Raw genomic sequence first — 3082 nt, forward strand, 5'->3', positions numbered from 1 at the left:
ACTGCGTCCGCCCCTGCCCGAACCGGGACGTCCGACGCGACTCCCAACCAGCCCGGCGATCCGGACGATCCCCAATCACGCAACGCCCCCTGGTCCCAACCGCATGTCGTCAATCGCAGCCGCCATCCTCACCCTGGAGCGGCACCGCTGAAAGGCTCAGTCTCTCCTGCGGGGGACGGCCGTACACATCCGCAGGGGCACCACCGGGGTCGAACCAGCCGATCAGCAACCCGGGGCGGCGGTGCTCCACGATCCCGCGCCTTGTGTGCATGCGTGATCTGCACTAGCCTCACCACTTGATACGTCAACTAAATGCCGATCCGTGGGCTCACGTAGCAACTGGCATCAGGAGCAGGCCCCGTCGGCATGGAGCCGATGAGTCACTTCGAGTGAACGGAGCAGTCGTGGTGGACGTTTTCACCCTCGGCATCACCGGCGGCGCCGACGGTCTGTTGACGCAATGCTCAATCGCGCCTGCCTTGGCAGAGCGAGGAACGGATGTCACCCTCATCCAAGGCGGGAGGCCTTGACGCGCGAGCTGAGGCCGCAGGACATAACCGTCAACCTGGCCAGAACGGCCCGGTCGATGCCGATCTGAATCCTGTGGAAAGTTGCACAGGTGATCTCGACCGTCGCTCAATTCCCTTTGGGCCCACGGGGCGATGGAAGAGCTTGCCGCGGTCCGCCGTCGTCGCGAGTCCGGAGGCTGCCCTGATGCTTCAACTTCCAACGCCTCGCGGACGCCCCCAGACCACATTCGACCCCCCAGTGATCTGCATTTTTTCCTAGCGTGTTCCATAAGTTTCAATTGAATGAGGACAAATGACTGGAATTATGCCCAACACCCAAGCGCAGTCGACGCAGAATCCCCCCGGTGCGGATTTGATCGTAATCAATGCGAAAATCTTCACCAATAACCGCGGACAGACCGAAGCATCCGCTTTAGCCGTGAAGGACGGCCGCATCTACTCGGTTGGTCCCGATGTAGACATTTTGAGTTTGAAAAATTCAGAAACGAAGATCATCGACGCGCATGGCCGCAGACTCATTCCGGGCATTACCGATGCGCACACTCACGTGCTCAACGAAAGTGGCTACACTTACAATATAAGGTGGGACGGCGTACCTACGCTACGTCACGCGCTGAGCATGCTGCGCGAGCAGGCGGAGCGAACGCCTGAGGGACACTGGGTCAAAGTGATCGGCGGCTGGTCCCCCTACCAGTTCGAGGAGAACCGGTTCCCTACGATGAACGAGCTGCACGAAGCCGTGCATAACCGTCCGTTGATCGTGCAATACGCCTATAACCGCGCCTTCCTGAACAAGCAGGCGATGGAATTGTTGGGCGTGGGCACCGATCGGTTTCCCGAAGTGCCGGGAACCGAATTCGAGAAGGACGGTCAAGGACATTACACCGGTGTGATCTACGGATACACATTCACCTTCGTCGCCATAGAGACCATGGTCCCGCAACTTTCGTTCGACGAAGAAGTCAGCTCGCTGATCCATACTGTCCACGCCCTGAACCGTTTCGGTGTCACCTCGATCGTGGATGCCGGCGGCAGGAAGGGCTACCCCAAACCCCAAGCCACCGTAGACGTCCTGGCCCGCGACAACCGCCTCAACATCCGCATGCCCTTCGTCGACATACAACTCGGCGACGGCAGCCCAATCAATATGGTGGACGCACACATTGAAGCGATCACCAAAACCGCTCCCATCGGCCCAGGTCACAACCTGCACCCGACCCTGGAACATGGCCACGAATATCGTGGCGCCGGCGAAGTATTGCAGGCGGAAGTGCACGATCATGAGAATTTCGACCGTCCGGCGGTCATCATCGACCCCGACCAGATGCGGCGACACGTCGAGGAAAATGTCACCAAGTTGGTCCGGCGGCGCATCCCTTTTCGCATGCACATCAGCTACAACGAAAACATCACACCGTTCCTTGACGCCTTGGAGAAGATGAACGAAACAACGCCGCTAGACGGTTTGCGATGGAGCATCGAACACGCCGAAACCATCACTCCGGAGAACATCGACCGGGTCAAAAGGCTTGGCGGCGGAATTGCCTTGGACGCCAAAATGGCGCTGCATGGAGATGCGTTCATCAAAACGCACGGCCGCGAAAAGGCTCTGAAAACTCCGCGGCTGCGCCAGCTGGTCGATAGCGAAATCCCTCTCGCCATGACCACCGATGCTTTCCGGGCAGCCACCTTCAACCCGTGGGTAGGCGTCAGCTGGATGGTGTCCGGAAAGTCGATCTCCGGGTCTGAAGTGCTTGCTAAGGGCAATCGCCTGTCCCGCATCGAGGCACTCAAGCTGTTTACCAGTGGTCCAACATGGTTCATGAACACAGAATCTGAAATGGGCATGATCGCTCCAGGGCACCTGGCGGATTTTGCACTGTTGGACAGGGACTATTTCACTGTTCCTGAAAATCAGATCAAACATGTTTGCTCCGTCTTGACAGTCCTGGATGGAAGGGTGGTGTTCGGGGCGCAGGACTACAGCACCCTCACGCCGCGTCTGCCCGATATCCTGCCCGCTTGGTCACCCGTCAAATATTTCGGGGGCTACCACCACGGAGCCGAGTAAGCCAACGCTTGAGTGGCGGCTCCTCGGCCGCCACTCACAGCATGCGACTTGCGCAAGCTATTGGGGCGGGAACTGTGATGAGCCCGTCCGGCCGGGACTGCTTCGGCAAAAGAGCTGGCGAATCCGGCGAAGTAGGCCCGCACACCCGGCCCCAGGGGGCGTTGCGTGATTGGGGTTCGTCCGGATCGCCGGGCTGGTTGGGAGTCGCATCGGACGTCCCGGTTCGGGCAGGGGCGGACGCAGTACAGGCACGGTCCCGGTGATCATGTGAGTGTCGAAGTCCCATGACCACGTGGTGAGTCCGTGCCTGCTCCTGCGTCTTCCCCTGTGCCCACCGCGCTGGACAGCTGGCCCGGGCTTCCGCGCCGGCCCCACTGACGGACGCGGTCGCCCTGTCCGGCTTCTTGGGCCTGGTGCCCGATCCGAGAGGTGTTCACGGGCGCCGCTACCAGCTGTCCGCCCTGGTCACCGCAGCCGCGGC

General features: G+C 60.4%; 1 protein-coding gene. It reads left to right on the top strand.

Annotation, left to right across the window (positions count from 1 at the left end):
• Positions 1-822: 822 nt before the first annotated feature.
• Positions 823-2601 (top strand): amidohydrolase, encoded by a 1779-nt coding sequence (locus tag AB0P17_RS43175; RefSeq protein ID WP_365820598.1) that lies wholly within the window; start codon positions 823-825, stop codon positions 2599-2601.
• Positions 2602-3082 lie beyond the last annotated feature (481 nt).

It is taken from the genome of Streptomyces sp. NPDC088124 (assembly GCF_040685895.1).
Classification (GTDB): domain Bacteria; phylum Actinomycetota; class Actinomycetes; order Streptomycetales; family Streptomycetaceae; genus Streptomyces.